Raw genomic sequence first — 25,326 nt, forward strand, 5'->3', positions numbered from 1 at the left:
GCACCGGAGAGAGTTCGCTGCGGTGCGAGGCTCAACCGACCACGAGGCTCACCAGTCAGCCAGACTCGAAGGGATGAACGATGACGTTTCACATGCCCGCGGAAACCGCTGCCCATGACCGCATCTGGATGGCGTTCCCATCCTCCGGCTATGCCTTGGGCGACACCGAGGACGAGGCCGAAGCCGCCCGCCGCACCTGGGCCGCGGTGGCGCGTGCGACCAGCGAGTTCACTCCGGTGACCGTCGTCGTCTCGACCTCGCAGACGGACAATGCCCGCCGCCACCTCGGCGAGGGGATCAGCCATCCGATCACTGTGGTCAATGCCGAACTCGACGATGCGTGGATGCGCGATATCGGACCGAGCTTCGTCGTCGACGACAACGGTGCGCTGCACGCGGTGGATTGGGTGTTCAACGGCTGGGGCGCCCAGAAGTGGGCAAAGTGGGACCACGATCAGCACATCGGCCGCTTCGTCGCGAACCAGGCAGGCGTCCCGATCGTGGATTCCCAGCTGCGCAACGAGGGCGGCGGCTTCCACGTCGACGGGCAGGGCACCGTGTTGGCTACGCGCAGCGTGCAGCTGGACCCGGGCCGCAATCCCGACCTGACCGAGGCCGAGGTGGAAGCCGAATTCGCCCGTACCATCGGGGCGAAGAAGGTCATCTGGCTCGACCACGGCCTCTACCGCGACAACCAGACGTTCGGCACGCGCGGACATGTCGACATCGTCGCGGCCATGCCCAGCCCGGGCGTCATCCTCATCCACGATCAGCGCAATCCCGAGCACCCGGACTTCGAATTCAGTCAGCAGCTCAAGACCCGGTTCACCGCCGAGACCACTGCCGAAGGCCAGCCCTTCGACGTCGTGCCGATTCCGGCCCCCGAGGTGCTGCGCGATGGTGACGACTGGGTCGACTACTCCTACGTCAATCACCTCGTCACCAATGACGGGGTCATCGCCTGCACCTTCGACGATCCGATGGACGCCGAAGCGGTCGCCGTGCTCGAGAAGGTGTACCCAGGGCGCAAGGTCGTCGGTGTCGATGCCCGCGAACTCTACGCCCGCGGCGGTGGGATCCACTGCATCACCCAGCAGCAGCCCACGGTGGACCGAACGCCGAAGAACTGTGTCGTCTCCACAAATCTGAGACGATATCCTTTCACGGTGGAACCATCGGCAGTATAAGGTGGTGAACCAGGGCACAGTGCCGATGCGCACGATCGTCGATCATCGTCGGTCTGCGCACTCACACGTGTTGCATGCAGTCACGGCAAGCTGAGAAGGAGAGCAGGAAAATGAAGAAGCGATTGATTCTCCTGGCAGGTCTGGGAGTCGGTTACGTGCTCGGATCACGCACCGGACGTCAGAGCTACGAAAAGCTCAAGGCCCAGGCACAGGATCTCTGGGCCGACCCGCGAGTGCAGGACACCGTCGAGAAGGCCAACCAGTCGATTCGGGAGAAGTCACCGGCCGTCGCCGACGCTGTACAGACAGCAGCCGACAAGGTCAACTCCGCAGCAGGAGCCGGTGCTGCCGGAGCCGGTGCAGGCGCCGCGGGCAGCACGTCCGCTGGGACTCCAGGTGCCACATCCACGGGCACCCCCGAGGTCAAGGACGATGTCGTCGCAGACCCCATGCGCGATCTCGATGACGAAGGCCCATCCGGACTCTCCGAAGACACCTGAGACTCTGAGTGGACAACGCTCCCGCACACTGATCAGTGTGCGGGAGCGTTGTCATATCCGACGCAGTTCAGAGCAGCGAGCTCGTGAGCCTGGCGACGTTCTCCACATACTTGTGCAGCAGCGGCCGGTCGTTCCAGCGTTCGGCGTCGAGTTCGACGGAGTTCGGCGCGTACCGCTCCGCTTCGAGGTCGTACATCCGCTGGGTGAACTCCTTGTCGACGATGAACATGGTGACCTCCATGTTCATCGCGAACGATCGCTCATCCATGTTCGAGGATCCGATGATCGAGACTTCATCGTCGATCAAGAGGAACTTCGAATGCAGAACGGTCGGGGCGTGGTACAGGAAGATTCGGACTCCGGCTCGCACCAGATCGGCGTAATAGGACTGCTGGGCCCGTTGCGTCACCCAATGGTCGCTCGTCTCCCCCACATACAGCCGCACGTCGACTCCGGACCGGGCCTCTGTCGTGAGCGCGTGCATGAGCGATTCGTCGGGCACGAAGTACGGTGAGCAGACGACGACGCTGCGGTTCGCGTTGTAGATGAGGTGGTTGAACAGACGCAGATTGTTCTCGTCTTCGAACCCTGGGCCCGACGGCACCACCTGAGCCTGGATGCCGCCGTTCTGCGGTGCCCGGAGTTCCCCCTGCGAGGCTTCGTCGAAGAGTTCCCCCGTCTCCGAATACCAGTCCGTGATGAAGACTGCATCGAGTTCGTCGACGACTGGGCCGGTGCACTTCAGCGACAGGTCCATCCATTGGAAGCCCTTCCGCAGGTTGCGTCGCTTGTTATACGACCGGTCGATGATGTTCTGCGACCCGGTGAAGGCGACCTCGCCGTCGACGACGAGGATCTTACGGTGGTTGCGTAGGTCCGGTCGCTGGTATTCACCCTTCCAGGGACGGATCGGCAGGGCTCGGCGCCACGCCACTCCCGACGAGTTGAGCCGCTTGACCAATTCCGAATAGCCGGGATATCCCAGTGAGCCCAGATGGTCGATGAGGATTCTCACCTGAACCCCGCGCTCGTGCGCGGCCAGCAGCGATTCGAAGAGCCGCCTCGTCGTGTCATCGATGGCGACGATGTAGAACTCGAAGTGAACGAACCGGGTGGCCGCATCGATCTGGTCGGCCATCGCCTCCATGCAGGCGTGGTTGTCGATCTGCAGGTCGAAGGCGTTGCCGTGCGTCATCGGCAGCGCGCCCAGTTCGAAGTTCAGCTGCGCTGCGGTGCTCAGCGGTTCGGGCATATGAGCGGAGTCGCCGATGATCGCCCGATCATCGGTCTGGTCCCGGAAGATGTCGTTGACGAGCACCTGCTTGTCCCGCCGCCTCTTCGGCAGCTTCGCTGAGCCCAGCAGCAGGAACGCGAGAATTCCGACGTAGGGGATGAGGAAGATCGCGAGCAGCCAGCCGAGCGCGACAGATGGTCTGCGGTTGTGCGGAATCCAGCCCAGCGCAACGATGCGGATGATCATGTCGATCGCCAGAAGTGTGACAATCAGCCAGTTTGGCCACGCCTGATCAATTGAGAAGAAAAGATAGTTCTCCAATCCGGTCATGTCCTTGCTCTTCCGGTCTGCGGGTCGTCAATGCCGGGTGCCGCGCTCAGGTTCTCAGACACCAGAGTTCAAGCTGCCTTGAGAAATCGGCCGTCGGTCTCGTCTGGCACCATCGTATCCTGCCGCACGATTCCCGTGGAGATCGTCCCTGCGGCCCACCCCGCCTCCGCCGAGGACAACAGTCACAGTCATAATGGAAGGTGACGACCAGACACAGAGGCGAAGGTGCTGACAGTGATTCGAGATATCTCCCCCGAGGGGTCCGACCGTTCGGACCTCGCCGATTCCTCCAGCCGCGGACCGGATGTGCCCGACCCTTCGGCCGTGCCGATCAAGCCCGCCGTCAGCGTGCTCATGATCCGCGATGGTGCCACCGGGCTCGAGGTCTTCGTCCAGCACCGGGTGTCGACGATGGACTTCGCCGCCGGCGTCGTCGTCTTCCCCGGCGGCCGCGTCGATCCCATCGATGAGCGGACCGCTGCCTCCATCACGGTCCCCGATGCGCAGATTCATCAGGCAGCGTGGAAGGACTCGACCATCGCCGAGGTGGCCGATGGTTGGCGCGTCCTGCTCGCCACCGCTGTGCGTGAGGTCGAAGAGGAGACAGGAGCCGTGCTCGACCCGGCCGGGCTGAAGCCGTGGGCGAACTGGGTGACCCCGGCGGGGCGCCCGAAGCGATTCGACACGTACTTCTACGCGCTCTCGGCCGGCGACCTTGAGTCGGCCCATCATCAGACCACCGAGGCACATTCGAGTGAATGGATGTCGGTGGCCACGATCCTGACCGCCGAGGCCGAGGAGCGCCTTAAGCTGATGCGCCCGACACTCGTGCTCTTGCGCGAGCTCGACACATTCGACACCGTCGCCGAGGTGGTCGGATCCGACCGGAGCATCGACCCGGTCCGCCCTGAGTTCCCCGGCAAGCACGGCTGAGCCGCGCCAGCCCGTCACGGCTGAGCAGTCGGCACATCACAACTGCGTCGCTGCGCCTCAGCCCTTCGACCGCTTGGCCATGCGCGCCAGCCGTTCCGTGACGACCTCGCGCTGCTCGTCGGTGCCGATGAGGGAGGCCAGCGCCTCCTGCTCTGCATCGAGGCCCGTGGCCAGGTCAGCCTCATAGGAGAGGTCGACGAGCTTCTTCGCCCACATAAGCGCCGAGCGTGATTTCCCCGCGATGTCGGCGGCAAGTTCGAGAGCTCGCTCTACCGGGTCCTCGGCCAACTCTTCGACGAGACCGATCCGCAGCGCCTCCTCGGCGCCGATGGCCTCGCCTGTGGCGATGAGCTTCTTCGCCGTTCCGGGCCCGACCAGGCGCGGCAGCAGCTGAGTCCCGCACATGTCCGGGATGATCCCCCATTTGATCTCCATCAGCGAAAGCTGGACGTCAGGTCCTGCGATGCGGATGTCCGTGCCCAACGCGATCTGCATCCCGCCGCCGAGCGCCGGCCCCCTGAGTCCGGCGATGACCGGAACCTCGATCAGGGACCACACGTGCACGGCCTTCTGCGCCAGTGCCCGAGCGGACCCGAGCCGCTCACCGACGTCGACGGCGCCTTCGGTCGATGACTCAGTCCCCGCACCCGCCTCGGCGGAGGTCGTCGCGGTGCCTTCCTCCGCGAGCCTGGACATCTCAGTGAAGTCCAGGCCAGCACTGAACGCCCGCCCGCGGCCGGAGAGCACGACGGCCCTGACCTCAGTCGATTCCCTGAGCGCGAGGCCGACCTCGACGAGGTCCTCGAACACCTCTCTCGTCAGTGAGTTGAGCTTCTCGGCGCGGTCGATCTCCACATGGGCGACGCCCCGGTCGATCGAATAGGTGACGTTCGAATGTGCTGCGTGGGGCATGAAGTCCTCCGGTTCCAAAGCTGAACGAATGATCAGCTGCGTTTCTTGAACCCTATCGAAGCCCCGGTCAACGTCAAGATCAGAACGGCGAACAATGAGGTCATGCACATGACGACTACGCCCGGCCACGCGAAATCGGTGAACAGAACCGCCGACAGCCAGGCGCCCAGGCTGGTGCCCAGATAGTAGACGGTGAGGTAGATGGCCGCCGATCGGGTGGAGTCGACACCGGGCCGTGAGGCGCTGGCTGACGCGGATGCACCTGTGTGACCGAGGAAGAAGCCTCCGGTGAGAAGGGACATGCCGATGACGATCACCGGCAGATGATCGACGAGAGTGAGTCCGGCGCCGACAAGTGCTGTGACCATCCCGATCAGTGTCAGCGAGGTGCGCGAGAGTCTCGTGGCCAACCGACCGTAATACGTGGTGACGACGGTGCCGACGAGGTAGATGAGGAAGAACAGTGCGACCGCGCCTTCGCTCAGCCGCCAGGGATCATGCTGCAGCCGAGTCCCGAGCATCGTGAAGGACCCGCCGAAGACGATCATGCACAGGAAGCCGGTGAGGTAGATCCGCCACAGCCCCGATCCCAGCGGAATGATCGCCCGCCGAGGCGGCTGTGCGGTGTCCGCTGTCGCCGAGGATCGCGTATCGGTCGCCGACTCCTGCTCGGTCGCCGACGATTCGCGGGCGGCGATCACTCGTGAGGTGGTGAAGAGATCGTGGCGGAGCAGCCAGACCACGATGAGCCCGAAGATCAGAGAGACTGCCGCGGTGAACGCCAGGCCGCCGTGCCACCCGAGGCCCTCCGCGGCGAGGCCGGTCAGGAGCCGGGAGGCGAGTCCGCCGATCGTGTTGCCGGCGATGTAGACGCCGATCGCGCCGGGCAGTGCCTTCGCCGGCAGCCGCAGCGAAAGATAGGCCATTGCGGTGGCAGGCACCGAAGCGATCGCCACGCCTTGGAGGAAGCGGACGGCGATGAGCAGTTCGGGGCTCGGCATGAACGGCAGGATGAGCGCGAGGAGCGCGGCCAGGACCACGCCGCAGGCGATCTGCCTGGCATGCCCGATGCGCGGGGCGAGCATGGAGAACGGGATGAGGAAGACGGCCATGGCAACGTTGGTGGCGGAGACCGTCAGGCTCGCTGTGGGAGCATCGATGCCGTAGGCGCCGCGGATGGCGGGGAGCAGTCCCTGCGTCTCATAGAGCACGAGGAAGACCGAGACTCCGGCCAAGAACACCGCCACGATGGTTCGCCGAGTACTCGTCGCGCTCGGCTCACCAGTACTCATAGATCCAACGCTATGCCGATACTGGGGAAAACCCCAATGCGCGAACACTCATGTGTTTCCTAGACTGTACTCAGGTCCCCCACCTGACGCCCATCCCCCGGTTCTCTGCGGCACGTCGATGACATCACCTCGATCGCTCCACGGAGAGCGGCGACGCAAGAGAAGGAGAACACCGTGTCCGTGTCGCCTTTGGTCCCCGAACTGCCCTCCATCGATCCCTTCGACTCCCTTGACTCCCTTGAACGTCCGGGTTCCGTGAAACGACCGAACTCCGACAACGAGGCCGAGCACAACCATGCCAACCGCTCCTTCTTCGTCACCTGGCTCCTCTCGCTCCTGCTGGGGTTCCTCGGTGCCGACCGCCTCTACACGGGACGCTTCCTCACCGGCGGGCTCAAGCTGGTCAGCCTCGGCGGACTGGGCCTGTGGTGGGTCATCGACCTCGTCATCGTCATGGCCGGCGGACTTCGCTACGACAACCGTCCCCTCAGCGGTTACGACTCCTGGAAGGAAGTCGCGTGGATTGCCACAGGGTTCCTGCTCATCATCGGCTACTCCCTCCAACTCGATGAACTGGTCCAGGCGCTGCTCACGCGACTGTCCTGAGTCAGACGCTCGGAAATTTAGCCCACCCTTTCCTGAATTCCCCGTGTTCTCGGTTTAGGCTCGCATCAAGCACAGACCGAAGAAGCTCAAGGAAAGGTCGGTACCCCATGGTCAGCCAGCTCGGAGGAGACTCAACAGGAAAGCGCGTGGCTCAGGCCGCTGCCGCCGTCTCAGCGCTCGGCCTCGGCGCCCTCGCCGCTTGGGACGTGACCCAGAAGAAGCATTCGATCCTCCGCAACTATCCGGTCGCCGGTCACGCACGGTATCTGCTCGAGTCGATTCGCCCAGAGATCCAGCAGTACTTCATCGAGCGGAACTGGGACGGCCGTCCGTACAATCGCAACACTCGCGCGATCATCTACGAACGCGCCAAAGGCAAGCACTCCGAAAGCGCCTTCGGCACTGAACGCGATGTCAATCGCACGGGCTACGAGGCCCTCATGCACTCCACGGTTCCGATCACGAACTCCCCGACTCCCCCGCGGATCCGTGTCGGCGGCGCGGAATGCACACAGCCCTATGACATCTCGCTCCTCAACGTCTCGGCCATGAGCTTCGGATCGCTGAGCGACAATGCGGTGCGCTCGCTCAACAAAGGCGCCGCCCTGGGTGGGTTCGCCCAGGACACCGGAGAAGGCTCGATCACTCCCTACCACCAGGAGTTCGGCGGCGACCTGATCTGGGAGATCGGCACCGGCTACTTCGGCTGCCGAACCCCCGAGGGCGAATTCGCTCCGGATGTCTTCGCACAGAAGGCACAGGACCCACAGGTCAAGATGGTCTCACTCAAGCTTTCCCAGGGTGCCAAGCCCGGCCTCGGCGGCGTCCTGCCCGGCCCGAAGGTCACCGAGGAGATCTCAGAGATCCGCGGCATCCCCGTCGGCAAGACCTGTGTCAGCCCACCGAACCACACCGTGTTCTCGACGCCGATCGAGCTCCTGGCGTTCATCGAGCAGATGCGAAAGCTCTCCGGCGGCAAGCCCGCTGGTTTCAAGCTCTGTGTGGGTTCGCGCACCGAATTCCTCGGCATCTGCAAGGCAATGGTCGAGACCGGAATCACTCCCGACTTCATCATCGTCGACGGCTCTGAAGGCGGCACGGGAGCGGCACCGCTTGAATTCGAGAACCACGTCGGCCTGCCTCTGACGCAGGGCCTGATGATCGTGCACAACGCGCTCATGGGTGCGGGACTGCGGGATCGCATCAAGATCGGCGCGGCAGGGAAGATCGCGGCCGGTTCCGACATCGTGAAGCGACTCATCCAGGGTGCCGATTTCACGATGGCAGCTCGTGCCATGATGATGGCCGTCGGCTGCATTCAGGCTCAGGTCTGCCACACAGGCAAGTGCCCCGTCGGCGTGGCCACGCAGGATCCTCGCCGCGCTCGCGCCATCGATGTTCCCGACAAGTCGACTCGCGTGAAGAACTACCACGACGGCACCGTCACCGAGGCTGTGCGCCTGATGGCTTCGATGGGCGTAGCCCATCCGGATGAGCTGGAACCGACGATGCTGCGCCGCAATGTCTCGGAGTCTGAGTCCTGGTCCTACGCGCGTCTCTACGACTGGCTCAAGCCCGGCGAACTGCTCAACGGCGCTCCCGATGACTGGGCTGCCGACTGGGAGACGGCACAGGCCGACTCCTTCGCCATCCCGCACGGCCGCAGCCGCTGAGCCCTACCTCGAGCCTCGGCAGAGCTGGATTCAACTGAGATAACAGGAGATCGCCATGCCAACCCTCGTTCTGCTCCATTCCGCTCTGGGCAAGACTCCCGGCATCGAAGCGATCGCCGATTGCTACAGAGCCGCCGGGCACACCGTGTTCGCCCCCGATGTCTACGAGGGACGCACGTTCACCACCGCCGAGGCTGGGGTCGGCCACTCGCAGGGCGTCGGGTTCTCTCAGCTCGTCGATCGGGCTGCCGCGGCCTGTGCTGACCTGACTGGTGAGATCGTCTTCGCCGGGCTCTCCCTCGGCGCCGGCATCGCCCAGCAGATGGGCAAGAACGACGCGCGGGCACGCGGCGCTCTCCTCTTCCACGGTGGCGGCTTCCCCAAGCCCACGCGATGGCAGGAGAATGTGCCCGTCCAGATCCATTTCTCAGTCGATGACGAGTGGAGAGACTCAGCTGCGCCACAGACTCTGTTGGAGTCAGCCGCCCGAGCGGGGGCGCAGGCGGAGTATTTCCTCTACCCGGGCGGGAGTCATCTCTTCAGCGATCCGCTGGTTGCTGACTACCGAGAGGACAGCGCGCAGCTGCTCTTCGACCGCAGTCTGGCGTTCCTCGACCGAGTCTGAACCCCTGTCGCTGAGTCCGAGTCTGAACCCCCGTCGCTGACTCCGAGTGTGAGCCCCCGTCGCTGACTCCCACTGCTCGTTCTCACCTCGACGAACGCCCAAGCCACCAAGACAACCGCCCACCAATCCCATCTCTCACCCAACAAACGTCGATAGCGGGCCGTGGCGCCGAGAGCCGAACGCACCGACCAAAGCCGACTCCCTGAAGTCGCCCGCCGGCGCTCCGGTCTGCTCTCGACGACTTCCGGGCTGGAAATGGAGCGGGATCCGTGGACGTCTTGACGTTTTTTCATGACGTTTCATTGCGTTAAGTGTGATTTGATGCAATTATCTTTAAATGGTTCAGGTTTACATCAAGCAGGACCTGCTCAGATTCGGCTTGACCGACGACGATGTCCGCCGAGCGCAGCAGTGTTGCCTGCGAAAGATTCGGCGCGGGCACTATGCCGTGGTCAGCCCCTGCAGTTCACCGCACCATGCCGTTCTCCACTCGCCTGGTGCGGCCGAGCCGATCTCTTATCCCACGACTTTTGGCGACATCCGAGACCGGACTGAAAGTCTCAAGCCATTGATTCGTTCGCGACTGCTCGAGCTCCGCTCCGGTGATGTCTACTCTCACATCTCTGCCGCACTGATTCACGACCTGCGCCCGCCGTTCCCGGCAACCGGCCAGGCCGAGATCATCCGCACCGGCTACCACGAGAACTTCCCTACATTGCGCATCTATGACCGCACGGTTCCCCTGACGGACCGGACCACCGTCGGCGATTTTGCGGTCACAGGTCTGTCGCGCACACTTTCCGACATCGCCCATGACTACCCGCTGGAGATTTCGGTTCCGATGATTTCCGAGGCCCTTCGAGTCGGCAACATCAGCAAACCCGAGCTACTCGAGCAGATGAAGATTCGGCGAAGAGGGTGCAGAGTTGCGCGACAAGGCCTCGCACTGTCCGATCCGCTGCACGAATCCCAGGGCGAGTCACTCTGTGCAGTGAAGTTCCACAGATTCTCGATTGCAGATATGCTCCCGCAGGTAGCGGTTCACGATCGCTCTGGGAGATTTCTCGGCAGATGCGACTTCAAGCACGCACGACTTCCGCTGATCGTGGAGTTCCACGGCCTGGGCAAGTACTACCTCAATGAGAATGGACCAGATCGAGCAAGCAAGGACAACCACGCTCGGCACATGCGGCTCGCCAATGCCGGGTTCGCGGTATTCAATTTGGTCTGGGCCGACCTCTTCCGCAGCGACATGTTTTCTGCCATCAAGAAACACATTGCCGACAGTCGACCGCACCGTTGAAGGCCGACTCCCTGAAGTCGCCCGCCGCCGGCGGAGTCGGCTCTCAACGTTAGGGTGGGCTCGCGGCTAGGGTTTGGCTGAATGTGTGGGGATTGACGTTGGCGCCTCAGCCCATCACCAGGCCATTGTCGACGACGAGGTTCTGACCCGTCACCGCTCGTGAGGCCGGTGATGCGAAGAACACCACCGCCGAGGCGAATTCCTCCGGAGTCGTCACATGTCCCAGCGGAGTCTGGGCCGCGATCTGATCGAAGACCTCTTCCGGAGTCGCCGAGGAGGCGTCGGTCGTGCGCAGCAGTCCACCGGAGACCATATTCACTCTGACTCCCGCTGGCCCGAGGTCCTTGGCGAAGGTCCTCGTCAAGGACAGCAGGGCTGCCTTCGCCGCGGTGTAGTCGTGGTAGGGCACAACGGGGTTCTGCACAAGGTTGGATCCGATGTTGATGACCCGTCCCGAGCCGATCTCGCGAAATCCTCTCATTGCCGCCTGGACAGTGTTGAGCGCCGCTCCGACGGCCCCACGGAACTGGTCGGTGAAATCGGAGAAGTCGATTTCGTCTGCCGGCTGCCGCTCCTCGCCGTTGAAGGAGAAGTCGACAAGAGCGTTGTTGACCACCGTCGACACGGGCGCACCGAACTCGGCATGTGCAGCTGCGAGCATGGCGTCGACTGCGCGTGAGTCGGTGACATCGGCCTCGATGGCCACTGCACGACCACCACGAGCACGGATGGCCTCGGCGAGCTCCTCCGCGGCCTCGGCAGAGTAGCGATAGTTGATGACGAGCGCCGATCCCTCATGAGCAAAGGCCTTCGCGATGGATGATCCGACCCCGCGGCCGGCCCCGGTGACGAGGACGATCTGCTGGTCCAAGGGCATGGCCGATGTCGTGAATGCCTGGGCGTTGCTCATCGCGATTCTCCTTCGAATGCTGGGCGCCCTCGGTGGTGCCGAGGTCATATCCGGTCGTGATCTCACCCTACCCGCGCGTTGGGGCACCGATGCCATTCTCGGGTGCGTCTTCACCGGTCGCCGGGTGTGTTGCGGCGCTCAAACGTGATTACCTGGCCGATCCTCCTTAGACTGAGCACACGACCATCGTTGTCCATCCCCAGGAAGTCCCTCATGAGCGAGCTCGGAGCCAGCATCTCAATCGGAGTCCTCGCAGCACTCGTCGTTCTCATCATCTACCTGATCGCGTCGCGAATCGGGCGATGGCAGCCAGCTCCGCAGCGTCGACCCCAGGGCGGACAGGCGCCGCAGCAGCCTGGGTACGGCCCCGGGGGCTACGGTCAGCAGGGCTACGCGCCGGGTGCACGACCGCGGGGCGGCTCCTACGACCAGTCGACGCGTGCCTACAATCAGCCGTCTCAGGCCTACGATCAAACGACCCGCGCCTATCCCCAACAGCCCGAGCGCGTCTACGGTTTGAGCGAGGGTGAGACTCGTGTGATGCCTGCGACTGGGGCCGACACCGACTCGCGGGCCACCAAGGCTGAACTCAGAGACAATATCGGCCAGTCGGGGCAGATGGTCGAGACGAACCGTCGCGCTGCCACCTCCTCCAACGGCGACACGCTGGCGGTGTTCACGTATATCTTCGGCGCCGCCCTCATCGCCGTCATCGCGTTCGTGTTCTTCAACAATCTCCTCTTGCCCGCGACGGTCGGCGCACTGGCAGGCGCGATCATCTGTGTGGCGTCGGCATCGACCTACACGCTGAAGTCCCTCGAATTCTGGCCGGACAATTCGACGATCACGATCATCAATCTCCTCGTGGCCCTGGCCGCCTCCGTCGCCATGTTCATCGGCGCCGAGCAGACCGAACGCGACGGATTCACACTGGGCCGCATCACAGATTCCTTCGCCGCACTGCCACTCAGCGAAGGATTCACCGGCTTCGCCACCGCCATTGCCGATCGCGTCGTCGAGTTCTTCCGCGAATTCGGGTTCATGGGCTTCATCTTCCTGATCCTCATGGGCGTCGGCTGCATCATCGTCTTCACGCTGGCGGCCAAGTCGCTCATCGACGTCATGGACTGGCGCATCTTCGTCCAGTTCGGACGCTTCGTCACCGACCGCCCCATGTCCCATTCGCGTGCCGTTCGCTTCCAGTCTTCGAAGGTTTCGCACACCGTGACGTCGATCATTCTGGCCGGGATCGCGGTCCTCTGCGCGACCGGAATGGCCTATGACGGATTCACCTGGTTCACTCGCTGAGAAACAATTCAGCTTGAGGGATATAAGATAGTCTCCGGACTTCCCCGTCGTGGCGCGCTTCAAGAGTGCGTCGCATCGGCCTTCAGCAGACGACGACGAACGACCCGCAAAGGGATGAGAACCTCAATTGGCGAATGGCAACGCAACATTCCGGCACTCGAACGTGGCGCTTCTCGGCCTGACTGAGATCCTCGCCCCGAACGAAGTGACCTCTCAAGAATTCGACGAGCGCCTCGCCGATACCCTGTCCATGCTCAACCTGCCGACCGGGCTGCTGCAGCGCGTCGCGGGAGTCTACGCGCGACGCAACTGGGACCAGCCGAGTCAGTTCGCCGACGGTGCGATCGCCGCTGGCAAGAAGGCTCTCGCCGACTCGGGAGTCTCCCCCGACGCGATCGGACTGATGATCAACACCTCGGTCACGCGTGAGCACCTCGAGCCTTCTGTGGCCGTCGGCGTGCACGCCGGCATCGGCCTGGGTTCTCAGGCGATGAACTTCGACATCGCCAACGCCTGCCTGGGCTTCGTCAACGGAATGACCCTGGCCGCGAACATGATCGACGCCGGCCAGATCGAATACGCCCTCGTCGTCGCCGGCGAGGATGCCTCCCGCGTCCAAGAGGCCACACTGCGCCGATTGACCCGCCCAGGCATCAGCCGTGAGGAGTACCTCAACGAGTTCGCCTCCCTGACACTGGGATCCGGTGCCTCCGCCGCCGTCCTCGGGCCAGCCGACAAGCACCCGGAAGGCCACCGCATCCTCGGCGGCATCACCCGCGCTGCGACCCAGCACCACGAACTGTGCGTGGGCGATCACAACGGAATGTTCACCGACACCAAGGGGCTGCTGGCCGGCGGCATGGAACTCGTCGTCGCCGCGTGGGAAGAAGCCCACGAGGATGGCTGGAACTGGCGCGACATGGATCGCTACGTCATGCACCAGGTCTCCGACGTACACGTCAACTCGATCACGAAGGCCGCGAACCTCGATCCCGATCGGATTCCGGTCACCTATCCCGAACTCGGCAATGTGGGACCGGCTTCCCTGCCGATCACGCTCAGCCGCGAGGCGTCACACCTCAAACCCGGCGACCGCATCCTGTGCATGGGAGTCGGGTCGGGGCTCAACACCGCAATGACCGAAATCGAGTGGTAGAGGTTCGATGATATTTCCTGCACGGCCGGCTCAGGCTCCCCCGAAGCTGCCCGAGTGGGACCCCGCCTGGTCCCGAATCGTCGAGGCCAAGACACCCGACGGGCCGCATTCCTTCCATGTCCTCGACACCCTTGCGGTGCTGCGCGCCGAAGGGTTCGAACCCAGCGGCACGATTCTTGCCCTGCACGGCAATCCGACCTGGTCGTACCTGTGGCGACACCTTGCCCAGGCAACGATGGACGCTGCCCGTTCCGGCGGACGCGTGTGGCGGCTCATCGCCCCCGACCAGCTCGACATGGGCTTCTCGGAGCGGCTGGCGCATGAGTCTCTGCCGACTCCCCACGGCGCCGAGGTGCGCCGGATGTCCCAGCGCATCGATGACTTCGACGCCGTCGTCACGTCTCTTCTCGCCGAGGTGGCCGGCAGTTCTGCACTCGACGACGCAGTCGCGTCGGCCGATCATCCGATCGTGACGATCGGACACGACTGGGGCGGCGTCCTGTCCCTGGGGTGGGCGGCACGCAACACCGATCTCGTCTCCGCCTCGATCAGCCTCAACACGGCTGTCCACCAGCCTGAGGACGCCCCGATACCGGCACCTCTGCGGGCAACCTTGGCCGGACCCATGCTGCCGACTGCCACCGTGGTCACCGACGGATTCCTGCGGGTGACGATGAGCCTCGGCGATCTCACCCCAGAGATCAAGGACGCCTTCCGTTCCCCGTATGAGAACGCCTCACAGCGCCACGGGATCGGCGGCTTCGTCGCCGACATCCCCGTCGACGAGAACCACCCGTCCTACTCGGAGCTGCAGCGTGTAGGCGCCGATATCGCAGCCTACGAGCACCCTGCCCTCCTGGTGTGGGGCCCGAAGGACCCGGTCTTCCTCGAACGCTATCTGCGTGACCTGCGTCAGCGCCTGCCCCAGGCCGACGTGCACCGCTTCGAGCTGGGTTCCCACTTAGTCAGCGAAGACTATGACGTGTCCGGCGTCGTCACCGACTGGCTGAAGACGCAGTTCCCCGTCGGCGATGCTGGAGCAGACGCAGCCTCCGGCACAACTGCTGCCGAGAACGCGACTGCGGCAGACCCTGCGCGTGGAGTCACCGCGATCCTCGACGCACGCCACGACGACGAATCCATCGCCTCGGTGGACTTCGCACAGAATCCGGCGCAGCAGATCACCTGGCGTCATCTCTGGCACGTGACGACGAGCATCGCAGGCGGCCTGCTCGAACTCGGTGTGCGCCCCGGCGACCGAGTCTCCATGCTCGTCCCACCCGGTAACAACCTCACTGCAGCTCTCTACGCGTGCCTGAAGATCGGTGCCGTCGCGGTCGTCGCCGATGCCGGACTGGGGCCGAAGGGCATGACTCGGGCGACCACCTCGGCGGATCCGCAGTGGATCATCGGGGAACTGCCTGGGCTCGGCCTCGCCCGTGCCTTCAACTGGCCCGGCCGGCGCATCTCCGTGTCCCCTCTGGGACCGGTGCAGGCCAAACTGTTCAAGGTCGAGACCAGCCTGACTGCGCTCTCGCGCACCACGCACCACGCGCAGCTGCCCACCCCGGCAGCCACCGACGATGCCGCGATCCTCTTCACCTCCGGGTCGACGGGGCCGGCCAAGGGCGTGCGCTACACCCATGGCGACATCTCCGCCCTTGCAGCAGTCCTGACCAGAGTTTTCGACGTGCACGAAGGCACCGGGCTGGTCGCCGGCTTCCCGCCCTTCGCGCTTCTGGGACCGGCCATCGGGGCTACTTCGGTGACTCCGGACATGTCCGTGACCAAACCGAAGACACTGACCGCCAGCGCCATCTCCGATGCCATCATCGCCGGTCATTCCACGATGGTCTTCGCCTCACCCGCTGCGTACAAGAATGTCGCCGCCACCGCCTCTGAGCTGGATGAGGAACAGAAGGCCGCATGCGCACGGGTCGAGCTCGTGCTCTCGGCTGGGGCTCCCGTACCGCTGGATCTGATGGATTCCATCGCCGAGGTGTTCCCGAACGCGAGCATCCACTCGCCGTATGGGATGACCGAGGGCCTCCTCCTGACTGACATCGACCGTGCCGGTGTCACCGCGGCAGCTGCCACGTCCAACCTCGGCGTGTGCGTGGGCCGCCCCATCGACGGCGTCGAGCTGGCACTGGCTGTGATCGACGACTCGGGTTCGTCTGCAGACACGCTGGAACAAGGAGTTGAGGCACAAGGGCGCTTGGGCGAGTTCGTCGTCAGCGCGGCCCACATCAAGTCCGGCTACGACAACCTCTGGGCCACCACCGCTGCCTCGGCTCGGGATGACCTCGACGGCCGAACCTGGCACCGGACGAACGACATCGGCCACATCGATGCCGAGGGGCGAGTCTGGCTCGAAGGCCGCCTGCAGCACGTGGTCACCACACCTCGCGGACCGGTGGGCCCTGGCGGTCTCGAGGCGCTCATCGATTCCGACGAGCAGGTCAGCCGCAGTTCGATCGTGGGCATCGGCCCGACCGGGACACAGTCTCTGGTGGCTGTCCTCGATGCCGAAGGGACCGATCTCTCCCCCGGCCTGGCACCGTTGGACCTGACATCGAGACTGCGGGAGCTGGTTGCCGAGGTCCTCGGACACGACCTCACCGCGGTGCTCGTCGCTCCCACGTTCCCGACCGACATCCGCCACAATTCGAAGATCGACCGATCCCGGTTGGCCGCCTGGGCCGATCATGTCCTATCGGGCGGTTCGGTGCGCACCAAGGTCTGAATCCCGACCGTCTGAGGAGTCTTCATGAAGATCACCGTCACCGGGGCCTCCGGGCTCCTGGGTTCGTCCGTCGCACGCGCACTGGTGGCAGGCGGCCACCAGGTCACGACTCTGCAGCGTCGCCCCTCCTCGGTCGCTGGCGTCCGTGATGTCATCGGGTCCGTCACCGATCCGAGCAGTGTCGGCGAAGCCCTCACCGGCGCCGAGGCGATTGTGCACTTGGCGGCGAAGGTATCGATGATGGGCGACCCCAGTGAGTTCGAGGCCGTGAACATCGGCGGCACGCGCACTCTCGTCGATGCTGCTGTGGCCGCAGGTGTGCAGCGCCTGGTCCACATCTCCTCTCCGTCGGTAGCGCACACCGGGGACTCGATCATCGGCGAAGGCGCGGGTCCGGCCTCCCCCGAGCTCGCGCACGGTGAGTACGCGCGAACGAAGGCCGCCGGTGAGCTCATCGCTCTGGACGCCGATTCCGAGGACTTCAAGGTCCTCGTCCTGCGCCCACATCTCATGTGGGGGCCAGGCGACACTCAGCTGACCGAACGCGTCATCGATCGCGCACGGGCTGGCCGGATGCCGGTGCTGGGGTCGGGTGCACCACTCGTCGATGCCCTGTTCGTCGACAATGCGGTCGAGGCGATCGTTGCCGCAGTCGACGCCGTCGCGTCCACGCACGGTGAATCGCTGGTGGTGACGAACGGTCAGCCGCGCCCGATCGGGGAGCTCATGTCACGCATCGCCATCGCCGGCGGCGCCGGGGTGCCGAAGCTGCGTGTTCCCGTGGGTCCCGCGCTGGCGGCCGGTTCGGTCGTGGAGAAGGTGTGGGATCTGGGCGAGCATGACGACGAGCCACCGCTGACCAGGTTCTTGGCCGAGCAGCTCTCAACGGCGCACTGGTTCGACCAGCGCCGCACCCAGGAAGTCCTCGGGTGGACGCCGCGGGTCAGCATCGAGGAGGGGCTGAAGCTCCTCGCCGCTCACTACGCGAACGAGGAAACACTCAGCGCTTCGAGTCGGGTCCCTCGTCCTTAGCTTGGTCGCCGGAGGGATCATCATCCGAGACACCATCGGTGTCTGCCGACTCCGCGTCTTCCAGAGAATCGACGGAGATTCCCGGCTCTCCGGTCGGAGGGCTCTCCAGAGATGACCCCGTGGCCCCTTCGTCGTACTCTTCGGGGGCCAGGGTCTCCGGCTCGTCCAGAGTCTTGGCCTCGTCAGGAGTCCCCGTTTCATCCTGTGCGACGTCGCTCGCCTTCTGCCGGTCCCGCGAATCGTCGCCGTCATCCGGCTCTGCCTCGATCGAGGACTCATCAGCGTCCGGTGATGTGCCATCCTCACCTGCCGAGCGCATCGGCGGGGCCGCTGCCACAGGAGTGCCATCGGCTGGCTTCGCAGCTGGCACAGCGGTCTGACCTTCAGTCTTCGACTCGTTCGACTCGGCGGCCTTGACGTCAGCCTTCGTCCCGGTGCCTTCGTCTTCTGTCTCCGGCTGCGCAACGGTGTCACCGGCTTCGGTGTCGCCAGCTTGGGTGTCATCGAGACTCACGCCCGCCTCGGCGGCCAATTGGGAGCGACGCTCGGCGCGTGCATTCGCCCGCTCCTCCTCACTCATCGCCGGCTTCGCCGGAGCGGCATCCTTGTTGGTGGGCTTGACGAGCTCCCAGATCAGGAGAACGACGACCATCGTGATTCCGACGGTGGCGCCCATCAGCAGCGAACCCCACGGACGCGGCATGGAGAAAAGGTCGGCGAAGGCGTTGATGCCGAACAGAGCGCCGATGCCGATGATCAGAGCAACAAGATATCTCATGTTCCCATTGTGCCTTGTCTGCGAACGCAATCAGGTGATGTCGGCACAATACCTGTCGTGATGGGTACGAATCCGCAGGATCTCTGTGCGAGATGGTCACACGCTCAGCCCGTCGGCGGTCGCTGGGGCAACCCGAATGGCCACCGACCCAAGATGGGCCGGTGACTTCGGCAGATCGGACTCAGGCCTGGTCGCGCGGCATGATGTGGATGTGGTCGATGTTGACGTGACTCGGCAGGCAGGCGGCCCAGCGGATCGACTCGGCGACATCCTCGGCGGACAGGTTGAGCTTGCCCGCGTAGACCTTGGCTGCCCTGTCCTCATCGCCGTCGAACCGGTTGAGGGAGAAGTCGGTCTCGACCCGCCCTGGGTCGATCTGAGTCACTCGGATGGGATCGCCGACGTGTTCCAAGCGCAGCACACGGGTCAGCGCACCCTCGCCGAACTTCGCAACGTTGTACCCTGCACCTCCGGCGTAGGGAGTGAAGGCGGCCATGGAGACGGTGTTGATGATGTGACCTTCGGAAGCGATCAGCTTGTCCAGCAGGGCCTTGGTGACTCGGACGGTGCCGAGGACGTTGACGTCGAACATCCACTGCCATTCCTCGAGGTCGGCCTCGGCCACTGGGTCGAGTCCCTTGGCGCCGCCGGCGTTGTTGACCAGCAGATCGACTCGATCGACCTGGGCGGCGAGATCTGCAACGGAATCATCCGAGCTGACGTCGAGTTCGACGGCGGTGCCTCCGATGTCGGCAGCCACCTTCTCGATCTTGTCTTTGCGACGAGCGGCGACGATGACCTGCCAGCCATCCTGCGCGAGCGCTGCGGCTGTGGCCGCGCCGATTCCGGACGAAGTTCCGGTCACGATTGCCACCTTCTGCGTGCTCTCATGTGATTACGTCATGGCGTCAGTGTGGCACAGGGCAGATCTTCAACAACACTGTCTCACCATGTGCGCTCAGGAGGCGCGCCCACAGCCGGAAAACGCTGTCGCTGTAGCCCTTCAACGGCTAGTGCGCAACCATCAGGGACCACCAAATCGACCCGCCCCACCCCTGTGCCGATCTGTGCCATGGGTCACAATGGAACCATGAACACGATCACACAGGACCAATCCCCCAGCTACGACGATGTCATCGCGCGCATCGATGCCGATCCTGAAGAATTCTGGCTCGACGAGGCTAAGAGACACATCGACTGGGTCACCGAACCGGCTCGCGCCGTCGACGACGCGAATGCCCCCATCTACCGCTGGTTCCCCGACGGCGAGCTCAATGTGTGCTTCAACGCCGTCGACCGCCACGTGGCGGCCGGACGCGGAGATCAGGCCGCCATCATCTATGACTCGCCTGTCATCGACACGATTCGCACGATCACGTACTCGGAACTCCTCGGTGAGGTCTCCCATTTCGCCAGGGCGCTGTCCGACAAGGGCGTGGTCAAGGGCGATCGGGTCATCATCTACATGCCGATGGTCCCCGAGGCCGCCATCGCCATGCTCGCCTGTGCCCGCATCGGAGCGATCCACTCGGTGGTCTTCGGCGGATTCGCACCCAACGAGCTGGCTGTTCGCATCGACGACACCTCTCCGAAGGCCGTCATCTCCACCTCGTGCGGGGTCGAGAAGAGCCGCATCCTCGAGTACAAGCCCATGGTTGACGAGGCGATCGACATCGCCGAGAACAAACCTGAGTTCACCGTCATCGTCCAACGCGACGAGCACCGCTGCGATATGGGCGAGAACGATCTCGACTACGCCGAACTGCTCGCGAACACTCCCGAGGGCATTGATCCGGTCACCGTCAAGGCCACCGATGAACTCTACGTCCTCTACACCTCCGGCACGACGGGCAAACCGAAGGGCATCGTGCGTGATTCCGGAGGCTACGCGGTAGCCTCTGCATTCTCGATGCCCAACGTCTTCGGGCTCAATCCCGGCGACACGATGTTCACCGCATCCGACGTCGGCTGGGTCGTCGGCCACACCTACATCGTCTACGCGCCGCTGCTTGCCGGAGTCACTTCGGTCCTGTTCGAGGGCAAGCCGATCGGCACCCCCGATGCGGGCACCTTCTTCCGCATCATCGAAGACCACGGGGTCAACGTTCATTTCACGGCGCCGACAGCCATGCGCGTCGTCCGCAAGGAAGATCCGAACGGCGAACTCATCAAGAAGTACGACCTCTCCAGCCTGCGGGCCTCATTCCTCGCCGGCGAACGCCTGGACCCGGACACCTATGAGTGGACGACGAAGATCCTCGCCGAGGCGGCCGGTCGGGACATTCCCGTCGTCGACAACTGGTGGCAGACGGAGACCGGCTGGCCGATCGCGGCAAATCCGCTCGGACTCACTCAGTTCCCCCTCAAAGCCGGGTCTCCGACGAAGCCGGTGCCGGGCTTCCGGGTCGAAGTCCTCGATCCAACCGGTAAGCCCATGCCGGCCGGTGAGGAGGGCCTCATCGTCATGAAGCTGCCCCTGCCGCCGGGAACGATGGCCACCGTCTGGGGCGATGACTCCAGATTCGTGTCCTCGTATCTGTCCGCGTTCGACGGCTACTACCTCACCGGAGACTCGGGCTACATCGACGAAGACGGATATGTCTTCGTCATGGGCCGCACCGACGATGTCATCAACGTCGCCGGCCACCGCCTGTCCACGGGCATGATCGAGGCCGTCATCGCCTCCCACCCTGCGGTCACGGAAACCGCCGTGATCGGCGTTCACGATGACACGAAGGGACAGAATCCGCGCGCACTGGTCGTTCTCGGTGATTCCGCCGAGGCGACCGACCCGGATGCGGTCATCGCCGAACTCGTGGCGCTGGTGCGCAAAGAGATCGGCCCCGTCGCCGCATTCAAACAGGTCGATATCGTCTCTGCTCTGCCGAAGACACGGTCGGGGAAGATCCTGCGCAAGACGATGCGCGAGATCGCCGACGGAGTCGACTCCCCGGCCGTGCCCTCGACGATTGAGGACCCTGCAGTGCTCGAGGCATTGGAGTCAGTGCTCCAGCGCGACTGAGCACTGACTGCCCTGAGCCCTTGAGCGCTCAGGACCGGGCACCGCGCATGTATCCCGCTGCGAACCCGTGGTCGAAGGCAGCCCCGACCATCCTGCCCATACCTCGGCGTCGGCCGCCAGCGCGGTGGTCACGTCCTCGGTGGTCATGTCCACGGTGGTCACGTCCTCGGTGGTCGGTGCCGTGAGTGCCAGATCCACACTCTCCATGGCCGCGGTGGTGGACGAAACGGCCTTCGTCTGCACTGTCTTCGCCCCACTCCTCGGACGAGCTCCAGCCACCACGCGAGGCCCACTCATGACGCTGGCCCCGGTCGCAGCGGGGACCGAAGCCGCGCCCGATCCCGGGTCCGAACTCAGGTCCGAACTCAGGTCCGAACTCAGGTCCGAACCTGGGCCCGAACTTGGGCCCGAAGCCGCGCCGACCGGCGAATTCTCGGCGATCGTTCCATTCTTCGCCTGCGCCCCCTGCATCCCCGCCGAGCGCGTCAACGATTTTGCCAAGGTTCTCTGTCAGAGATTCGAGCTCCTCATCCGACAGCGCCTCGTCGATCACGGCATCGATCTGTTCATGGATCGCCTGGCCACGGCTTCCGAACTCCCCCGCCGCAGCCGCGACAAAGACCTTTCGGCGCAGCAGGCGGCTCGCCTGCTTAAGAAGGTCCGTTAACTCTGGGGTCTCGTCACGCATGTCGAAATCGCCACCCTCGGCAGGTTTTGTCTCGTCGAATTCGTGTCCATCATTCATATTCATGCTCTCCTGACTGGGAATATCACTTCGATCGTCTGCACGGTCCTCGTGACCTTCTTGGCCGCTGCCGGTGCTGGTGTTGGTGTCATTCTGTTCGCTGTTGTTGTGCGAGTTCATGTCGTCTCCCTTGCTTGTCATTTGACATGTATATGTAGCATGACATGCATTTAGGATGCATGTCAATCAACATGTAAAATCGGAGTATGAGCAATCAGGGAGACAGCGATCAGGGCGCTGACAATGCCAGTCAGAGGATCGCCGAGGCGCTGACGCGCCTGCAGTGGAGGCGCGGCCCCGGCGGCGGCCCGCGCGGATTCGGACCGCCAGGCGGTGTGGCTGGGTTCAGTGGCCATCCCGGGTTCGGCGGTCCAGGACGGGGCGACTTCCCGTTCGGTCGCGGCCGCCATCCCCACGGCAGCGGGGATGAGAGTCCCTCACAGAGCCAGCACGATCGACATGAAGAAGACGCACACGGTGACGGACGTCGCCATGGCAGTGTTCGCGGTCGGCATGAAGACGAACACGACTGGAAGGGGAGGTTCGGCGCCCACTTCGGCGGGCGAGCGCAGCTGCGTCTGCTCATCGCCCTTGCTCAGGCTGGCCGATCACTTGGAGTCAGTGCGATCGGCGAGTCCATCGGCGTCGACCAGCCTCGCGCCTCCCGCCTCGTGTCACAGGGCGTCGACCTGGGGCTGCTCCAACGTGAGGCCGATCCCGATGATGCCCGTCGCACTCTCATTGCGCTGACGGAGAAGGGTCGAGCGATCTCGAACAGGTTCCGGGGAGCCCAACGTGAGAGTGTCGACCTGGCCCTTGACGGGTTCACCGATGACGAGCGTGCACTCCTGGCCCAGCTGCTCTCACGTTTGGCAGATGCCTGGCCTCGGTGAGGAGCTTTTCGCTTCAGCTTTCGGCGAGTGTCTTGAGCCTCTCAAGCGATGCCAAAAGGTTCTCGGATGTCGTCGACTGCGCACGAGGCAGTCGCAGTGGGTCTCTCAATTCGGTCCAGTCATAGTTTTGGCGAACCAGGCTTGAGCGTTCTCCTGTCGCTTCGATCTCCCATGTCCACTTCTGGCCGAACGGTTCACCACCGACCTCGGAGGGCTTCCAGGCGATGAGCCTGCCCTCCTCGAATGCGACGATATGGTTCTCTCGATCCACGCCTTTGGTCAAGGTGGTGATGAAGGATCCGCTGGAGCTGGTCGGCCGCTGCCCCTGGGCGGCTGTGCCCAGATTGTCGTTGCCGTCCCATTCGGGCTGGCGGGCAGGGTCCGCGATGAGCTCGAAGACCTCCGAGGCGGGTGCTGCGATCTCGATTTCCGCACTGACCACCTTGAGCGCTGGGTCGATCGTGTCGAAGATCCTGGCGTCGGTGGCAGCAGCCCCCTCAGTGGGAGCAGTTGAGTTCGTTGTCGGTTCGGTCATGGAGTTCCGTCTCTTCGCTGGTGTCCGGTTCCGACAGCAGGTTCGCCCCGCCGTCATGCAGTCGCCGTCAGGATACACAGCTTTCTGCTCGGTGCCGGTATTTCTGTGCCGAACCGGGAACTGGCACTCAGTCCTCGAGTGCCTGTTCCTGACGTTCGGCTCGCAGCTCCGCGGTGCTGAAACGAGTGAAGAGCCGCGAGGAATCGCTGGACAGCGACAGCAGCACGGCGACCTGCATGGCGATCGTCGTCAGCGCGTACATGTTGGTCGCGAGGTCGCGGTCTCCCGTGAAGTAGTTCGTCATCGACACGATCACGGACACCGTGGAAAGAGTCAGGATCCACAGTCGAGCCCGATTGCTGCCGCGGAAGACGGAGATGCTCGCGATCACCTGCAGGCAGCCGATGAGGAGGCTGAGTCCGATGAGAACTCCTGCGACGATCCGTGTTGCGGTTTCATCGGCGAGAGTTTCGATGTCTTCGCTGTAGTCAACGACCTCAGTGCGCAGTCCATCCCAGTCGAGCACTGTGCCCAACACATCCCACGCCTGAAAGATGAGCAGAACCAGGACGAGAGCGGCACCGACGACCGTCTGCAGCGGCCGCTTGTGCCACAGGGTCTTCGTCACCTCTCTGACCGACCGCGCGTCGGAATAGATCTGAGTCGCATCGAGGGCGAGTTCGAGTCGGTCAGGAGTATCCGTTTCATCGGCGGACACCTCGGTGACTTCGATGATCGGCAGATCCCCGTCCGTGATGATCGCGTCCCCACCGCCGTTGCGTGAGTGATAACCAGTCGAGAAGTCCTCAATGTGCTGGACGACGATCGCTTCATCGGCCGAAGCCACGGTGTCGACGATGTAGTCACGTTCGACATCGGTGTTCTCTTCGATCTTATGGGTGAACTGCAGTGTGAACAGTGAGATCCCGACGCTCTTGTCATAGGTGCCCGCCGCCAACCAGTCCGCCTGATGCCCACCGGGCAGCATCCAACCGGCGGGGCATTTCCAGAACCGCACATGGTGGCGCTGGCCGGGGTCACCGTCGACCTCCTGTTGATAGGCGAAATCCTGGCGCCGACCGAACAGCAGCAGGGGCGACACCGGCGCCTTGGGATAGCTTCGCCGCGTCAGAGTGGATCTGATGATCTCCCAGGTTGAGGCTGGTGTGATGCCATCGGCGAGAATCCAGCCCGCAGCCTTCATCGCGTGATGGATCTGCGTTTCATCACCGCGCCATGCGAGGTTGACCGGGTCACCGAGCAGTCCGTCCGAGGTCCGAGCCCGACCGATGAAGTAGTTCGGGACGTAGATCTGAGAGAGGATGCGATGCAGCCGTGGAAGCGCCAAATACGAGACCACTCCCCAGAACACGAGGAGGGTCAGCACCTGCCACCACCCGAGCGAGAACCCCTCAAGCAGGATCAGCATCGCCAACCACGTTGACGAGGCACCCCCGAAGAGGAAGAAGAGGTAATCGAGAACCCCGGTGACGGTGAAACGGTGGCGCCGGAATGCGAACGGCTGTCTCTGTCGTCGCTTCGACGAGGCATCCGAGCTGTCGGGCCCAGGTTCGGGCGTCGTTGTTCCGGAGGTCATGGGACAAGT

At 63.9% G+C, this 25,326-nt stretch carries 23 protein-coding genes; 14 read left to right on the forward strand and 9 right to left on the reverse strand.

The annotated features are described in order from the left end of the window. The first annotated feature begins 80 nt into the window (after positions 1 to 80). Positions 81 to 1,187, forward strand: coding sequence for an agmatine deiminase family protein (locus JTF07_RS06615; protein WP_252199357.1), 1,107 nt, complete (start codon positions 81 to 83; stop codon positions 1,185 to 1,187). 110 nt (positions 1,188 to 1,297) lie between these two features. Then, positions 1,298 to 1,687: a YtxH domain-containing protein gene (locus JTF07_RS06620; RefSeq protein ID WP_204233429.1), complete on the forward strand. Its 390-nt coding sequence runs from the start codon at positions 1,298 to 1,300 to the stop codon at positions 1,685 to 1,687. A 67-nt stretch (positions 1,688 to 1,754) separates the two neighbouring features. On the opposite strand, the gene cls is transcribed toward JTF07_RS06620, so the two are convergent. Further along, entirely contained in the window at positions 1,755 to 3,251 is a 1,497-nt protein-coding gene (cls, locus tag JTF07_RS06625; RefSeq protein ID WP_204233430.1) for a cardiolipin synthase, read from the reverse strand. 234 nt (positions 3,252 to 3,485) lie between these two features. Between cls and JTF07_RS06630 the strand changes: the two genes are divergently transcribed. Then, positions 3,486 to 4,184 carry an NUDIX hydrolase gene (locus tag JTF07_RS06630; RefSeq protein WP_204233431.1) on the forward strand — a complete coding sequence of 233 codons (699 nt, stop codon included), beginning with the start codon at positions 3,486 to 3,488 and terminating at the stop codon, positions 4,182 to 4,184. Between the two features lie 57 nt (positions 4,185 to 4,241). Here the strand turns inward: JTF07_RS06630 and JTF07_RS06635 are convergent, their stop codons facing one another. Beyond that, on the reverse strand, positions 4,242 to 5,096 hold the full coding sequence (locus JTF07_RS06635) for an enoyl-CoA hydratase-related protein (protein ID WP_204233432.1): 855 nt from the start codon (positions 5,094 to 5,096) through the stop codon (positions 4,242 to 4,244). 32 nt (positions 5,097 to 5,128) lie between these two features. Beyond that, complete coding sequence (locus JTF07_RS06640) at positions 5,129 to 6,388, reverse strand: MFS transporter (RefSeq protein ID WP_204233433.1); 1,260 nt, start codon at positions 6,386 to 6,388, stop codon at positions 5,129 to 5,131. Positions 6,389 to 6,562: 174 nt separating this feature from the next. Here JTF07_RS06640 and JTF07_RS06645 point away from each other — a divergent pair, with 174 nt between their 5' ends. The 4 genes from JTF07_RS06645 to JTF07_RS06660 all read left to right on the forward strand — a co-directional run bounded on the left by JTF07_RS06645 (position 6,563) and on the right by JTF07_RS06660 (position 10,595). Further along, positions 6,563 to 6,994, forward strand: a complete 432-nt coding sequence (locus JTF07_RS06645; protein WP_353843890.1) for a TM2 domain-containing protein — start codon at positions 6,563 to 6,565, stop codon at positions 6,992 to 6,994. A 107-nt stretch (positions 6,995 to 7,101) separates the two neighbouring features. Continuing rightward, positions 7,102 to 8,667, forward strand: a complete 1,566-nt coding sequence (locus tag JTF07_RS06650) for an FMN-binding glutamate synthase family protein (RefSeq protein WP_204233434.1) — start codon at positions 7,102 to 7,104, stop codon at positions 8,665 to 8,667. Between the two features lie 55 nt (positions 8,668 to 8,722). Next, entirely contained in the window at positions 8,723 to 9,292 is a 570-nt protein-coding gene (locus tag JTF07_RS06655; protein WP_204233435.1) for a dienelactone hydrolase family protein, read from the forward strand. Between the two features lie 568 nt (positions 9,293 to 9,860). Continuing rightward, positions 9,861 to 10,595: a hypothetical protein gene (locus JTF07_RS06660; protein ID WP_252199359.1), complete on the forward strand. Its 735-nt coding sequence runs from the start codon at positions 9,861 to 9,863 to the stop codon at positions 10,593 to 10,595. A 106-nt stretch (positions 10,596 to 10,701) separates the two neighbouring features. Here the strand turns inward: JTF07_RS06660 and JTF07_RS06665 are convergent, their stop codons facing one another. After that, positions 10,702 to 11,505 carry a 3-oxoacyl-ACP reductase gene (locus JTF07_RS06665; RefSeq protein WP_204233436.1) on the reverse strand — a complete coding sequence of 268 codons (804 nt, stop codon included), beginning with the start codon at positions 11,503 to 11,505 and terminating at the stop codon, positions 10,702 to 10,704. A gap of 213 nt (positions 11,506 to 11,718) precedes the next feature. On the opposite strand from JTF07_RS06665, the gene JTF07_RS06670 reads away from it, so the two are divergent. The 4 genes from JTF07_RS06670 (at position 11,719) to JTF07_RS06685 (ending at position 17,747) form a co-directional block, all read left to right on the forward strand. Then, on the forward strand, positions 11,719 to 12,813 hold the full coding sequence (locus JTF07_RS06670) for a hypothetical protein (RefSeq protein ID WP_204233437.1): 1,095 nt from the start codon (positions 11,719 to 11,721) through the stop codon (positions 12,811 to 12,813). Between the two features lie 127 nt (positions 12,814 to 12,940). Next, positions 12,941 to 13,969, forward strand: a complete 1,029-nt coding sequence (locus JTF07_RS06675; protein ID WP_204233438.1) for a 3-oxoacyl-ACP synthase III — start codon at positions 12,941 to 12,943, stop codon at positions 13,967 to 13,969. A gap of 7 nt (positions 13,970 to 13,976) precedes the next feature. Further along, complete coding sequence (locus JTF07_RS06680) at positions 13,977 to 16,715, forward strand: alpha/beta fold hydrolase (RefSeq protein WP_204233439.1); 2,739 nt, start codon at positions 13,977 to 13,979, stop codon at positions 16,713 to 16,715. Between the two features lie 24 nt (positions 16,716 to 16,739). Next, positions 16,740 to 17,747 carry an NAD-dependent epimerase/dehydratase family protein gene (locus JTF07_RS06685; RefSeq protein WP_204233440.1) on the forward strand — a complete coding sequence of 336 codons (1,008 nt, stop codon included), beginning with the start codon at positions 16,740 to 16,742 and terminating at the stop codon, positions 17,745 to 17,747. Here JTF07_RS06685 and JTF07_RS06690 read toward each other — a convergent pair. Both JTF07_RS06690 and JTF07_RS06695 read right to left on the reverse strand, forming a co-directional pair. Beyond that, positions 17,716 to 18,525 (reverse strand): hypothetical protein, encoded by an 810-nt coding sequence (locus JTF07_RS06690; RefSeq protein WP_204233441.1) that lies wholly within the window; start codon positions 18,523 to 18,525, stop codon positions 17,716 to 17,718. The genes JTF07_RS06685 and JTF07_RS06690 overlap by 32 nt on opposite strands. A 181-nt stretch (positions 18,526 to 18,706) precedes the next feature. Beyond that, positions 18,707 to 19,390 carry an SDR family oxidoreductase gene (locus tag JTF07_RS06695; protein ID WP_353843891.1) on the reverse strand — a complete coding sequence of 228 codons (684 nt, stop codon included), beginning with the start codon at positions 19,388 to 19,390 and terminating at the stop codon, positions 18,707 to 18,709. A 225-nt stretch (positions 19,391 to 19,615) separates the two neighbouring features. Between JTF07_RS06695 and JTF07_RS06700 the strand changes: the two genes are divergently transcribed. Beyond that, on the forward strand, positions 19,616 to 21,547 hold the full coding sequence (locus JTF07_RS06700) for an acetate--CoA ligase (RefSeq protein ID WP_204233442.1): 1,932 nt from the start codon (positions 19,616 to 19,618) through the stop codon (positions 21,545 to 21,547). Here the strand turns inward: JTF07_RS06700 and JTF07_RS06705 are convergent. After that, on the reverse strand, positions 21,527 to 21,790 hold the full coding sequence (locus JTF07_RS06705; protein ID WP_204233443.1) for a hypothetical protein: 264 nt from the start codon (positions 21,788 to 21,790) through the stop codon (positions 21,527 to 21,529). The genes JTF07_RS06700 and JTF07_RS06705 overlap by 21 nt on opposite strands. 52 nt (positions 21,791 to 21,842) lie before the next feature. On the opposite strand from JTF07_RS06705, the gene JTF07_RS20615 reads away from it, so the two are divergent. Together JTF07_RS20615 and JTF07_RS20310 are read left to right on the forward strand one after the other, a co-directional pair. After that, positions 21,843 to 22,214, forward strand: a complete 372-nt coding sequence (locus JTF07_RS20615; RefSeq protein WP_204233444.1) for a hypothetical protein — start codon at positions 21,843 to 21,845, stop codon at positions 22,212 to 22,214. A gap of 284 nt (positions 22,215 to 22,498) precedes the next feature. Beyond that, complete coding sequence (locus tag JTF07_RS20310; protein ID WP_252199369.1) at positions 22,499 to 23,185, forward strand: MarR family winged helix-turn-helix transcriptional regulator; 687 nt, start codon at positions 22,499 to 22,501, stop codon at positions 23,183 to 23,185. 13 nt (positions 23,186 to 23,198) lie between these two features. Here JTF07_RS20310 and JTF07_RS06720 read toward each other — a convergent pair whose 3' ends face one another. After that, positions 23,199 to 23,720, reverse strand: a complete 522-nt coding sequence (locus JTF07_RS06720) for an SRPBCC family protein (protein ID WP_204233445.1) — start codon at positions 23,718 to 23,720, stop codon at positions 23,199 to 23,201. Positions 23,721 to 23,847: 127 nt separating this feature from the next. Continuing rightward, positions 23,848 to 25,317: an LssY C-terminal domain-containing protein gene (locus JTF07_RS06725; RefSeq protein WP_204233446.1), complete on the reverse strand. Its 1,470-nt coding sequence runs from the start codon at positions 25,315 to 25,317 to the stop codon at positions 23,848 to 23,850. Positions 25,318 to 25,326: the final 9 nt, after the last annotated feature.

The sequence above is a fragment of the Brevibacterium sp. RIT 803 genome (assembly GCF_016892625.1).
Lineage (GTDB): Bacteria > Actinomycetota > Actinomycetes > Actinomycetales > Brevibacteriaceae > Brevibacterium.

Bases quoted from the DNA above. Each gene is read 5' to 3' on its own strand.
- JTF07_RS06615 (WP_252199357.1), top strand. From the start codon at position 81: ATGACGTTTCACATGCCCGCGGAAACCGCTGCCCATGACCGCATCTGG.
- JTF07_RS06620 (WP_204233429.1), top strand. From the start codon at position 1,298: ATGAAGAAGCGATTGATTCTCCTGGCAGGTCTGGGAGTCGGTTACGTG.
- cls (WP_204233430.1), bottom strand. From the start codon at position 3,251: ATGACCGGATTGGAGAACTATCTTTTCTTCTCAATTGATCAGGCGTGG.
- JTF07_RS06635 (WP_204233432.1), bottom strand. From the start codon at position 5,096: ATGCCCCACGCAGCACATTCGAACGTCACCTATTCGATCGACCGGGGC.
- JTF07_RS06640 (WP_204233433.1), bottom strand. From the start codon at position 6,388: ATGAGTACTGGTGAGCCGAGCGCGACGAGTACTCGGCGAACCATCGTG.
- JTF07_RS06650 (WP_204233434.1), top strand. From the start codon at position 7,102: ATGGTCAGCCAGCTCGGAGGAGACTCAACAGGAAAGCGCGTGGCTCAG.
- JTF07_RS06655 (WP_204233435.1), top strand. From the start codon at position 8,723: ATGCCAACCCTCGTTCTGCTCCATTCCGCTCTGGGCAAGACTCCCGGC.
- JTF07_RS06665 (WP_204233436.1), bottom strand. From the start codon at position 11,505: ATGAGCAACGCCCAGGCATTCACGACATCGGCCATGCCCTTGGACCAG.
- JTF07_RS06670 (WP_204233437.1), top strand. From the start codon at position 11,719: ATGAGCGAGCTCGGAGCCAGCATCTCAATCGGAGTCCTCGCAGCACTC.
- JTF07_RS06680 (WP_204233439.1), top strand. From the start codon at position 13,977: ATGATATTTCCTGCACGGCCGGCTCAGGCTCCCCCGAAGCTGCCCGAG.
- JTF07_RS06685 (WP_204233440.1), top strand. From the start codon at position 16,740: ATGAAGATCACCGTCACCGGGGCCTCCGGGCTCCTGGGTTCGTCCGTC.
- JTF07_RS06690 (WP_204233441.1), bottom strand. From the start codon at position 18,525: ATGAGATATCTTGTTGCTCTGATCATCGGCATCGGCGCTCTGTTCGGC.
- JTF07_RS06700 (WP_204233442.1), top strand. From the start codon at position 19,616: ATGAACACGATCACACAGGACCAATCCCCCAGCTACGACGATGTCATC.
- JTF07_RS20615 (WP_204233444.1), top strand. From the start codon at position 21,843: ATGACGCTGGCCCCGGTCGCAGCGGGGACCGAAGCCGCGCCCGATCCC.
- JTF07_RS20310 (WP_252199369.1), top strand. From the start codon at position 22,499: ATGAGCAATCAGGGAGACAGCGATCAGGGCGCTGACAATGCCAGTCAG.
- JTF07_RS06720 (WP_204233445.1), bottom strand. From the start codon at position 23,720: ATGACCGAACCGACAACGAACTCAACTGCTCCCACTGAGGGGGCTGCT.
- JTF07_RS06725 (WP_204233446.1), bottom strand. From the start codon at position 25,317: ATGACCTCCGGAACAACGACGCCCGAACCTGGGCCCGACAGCTCGGAT.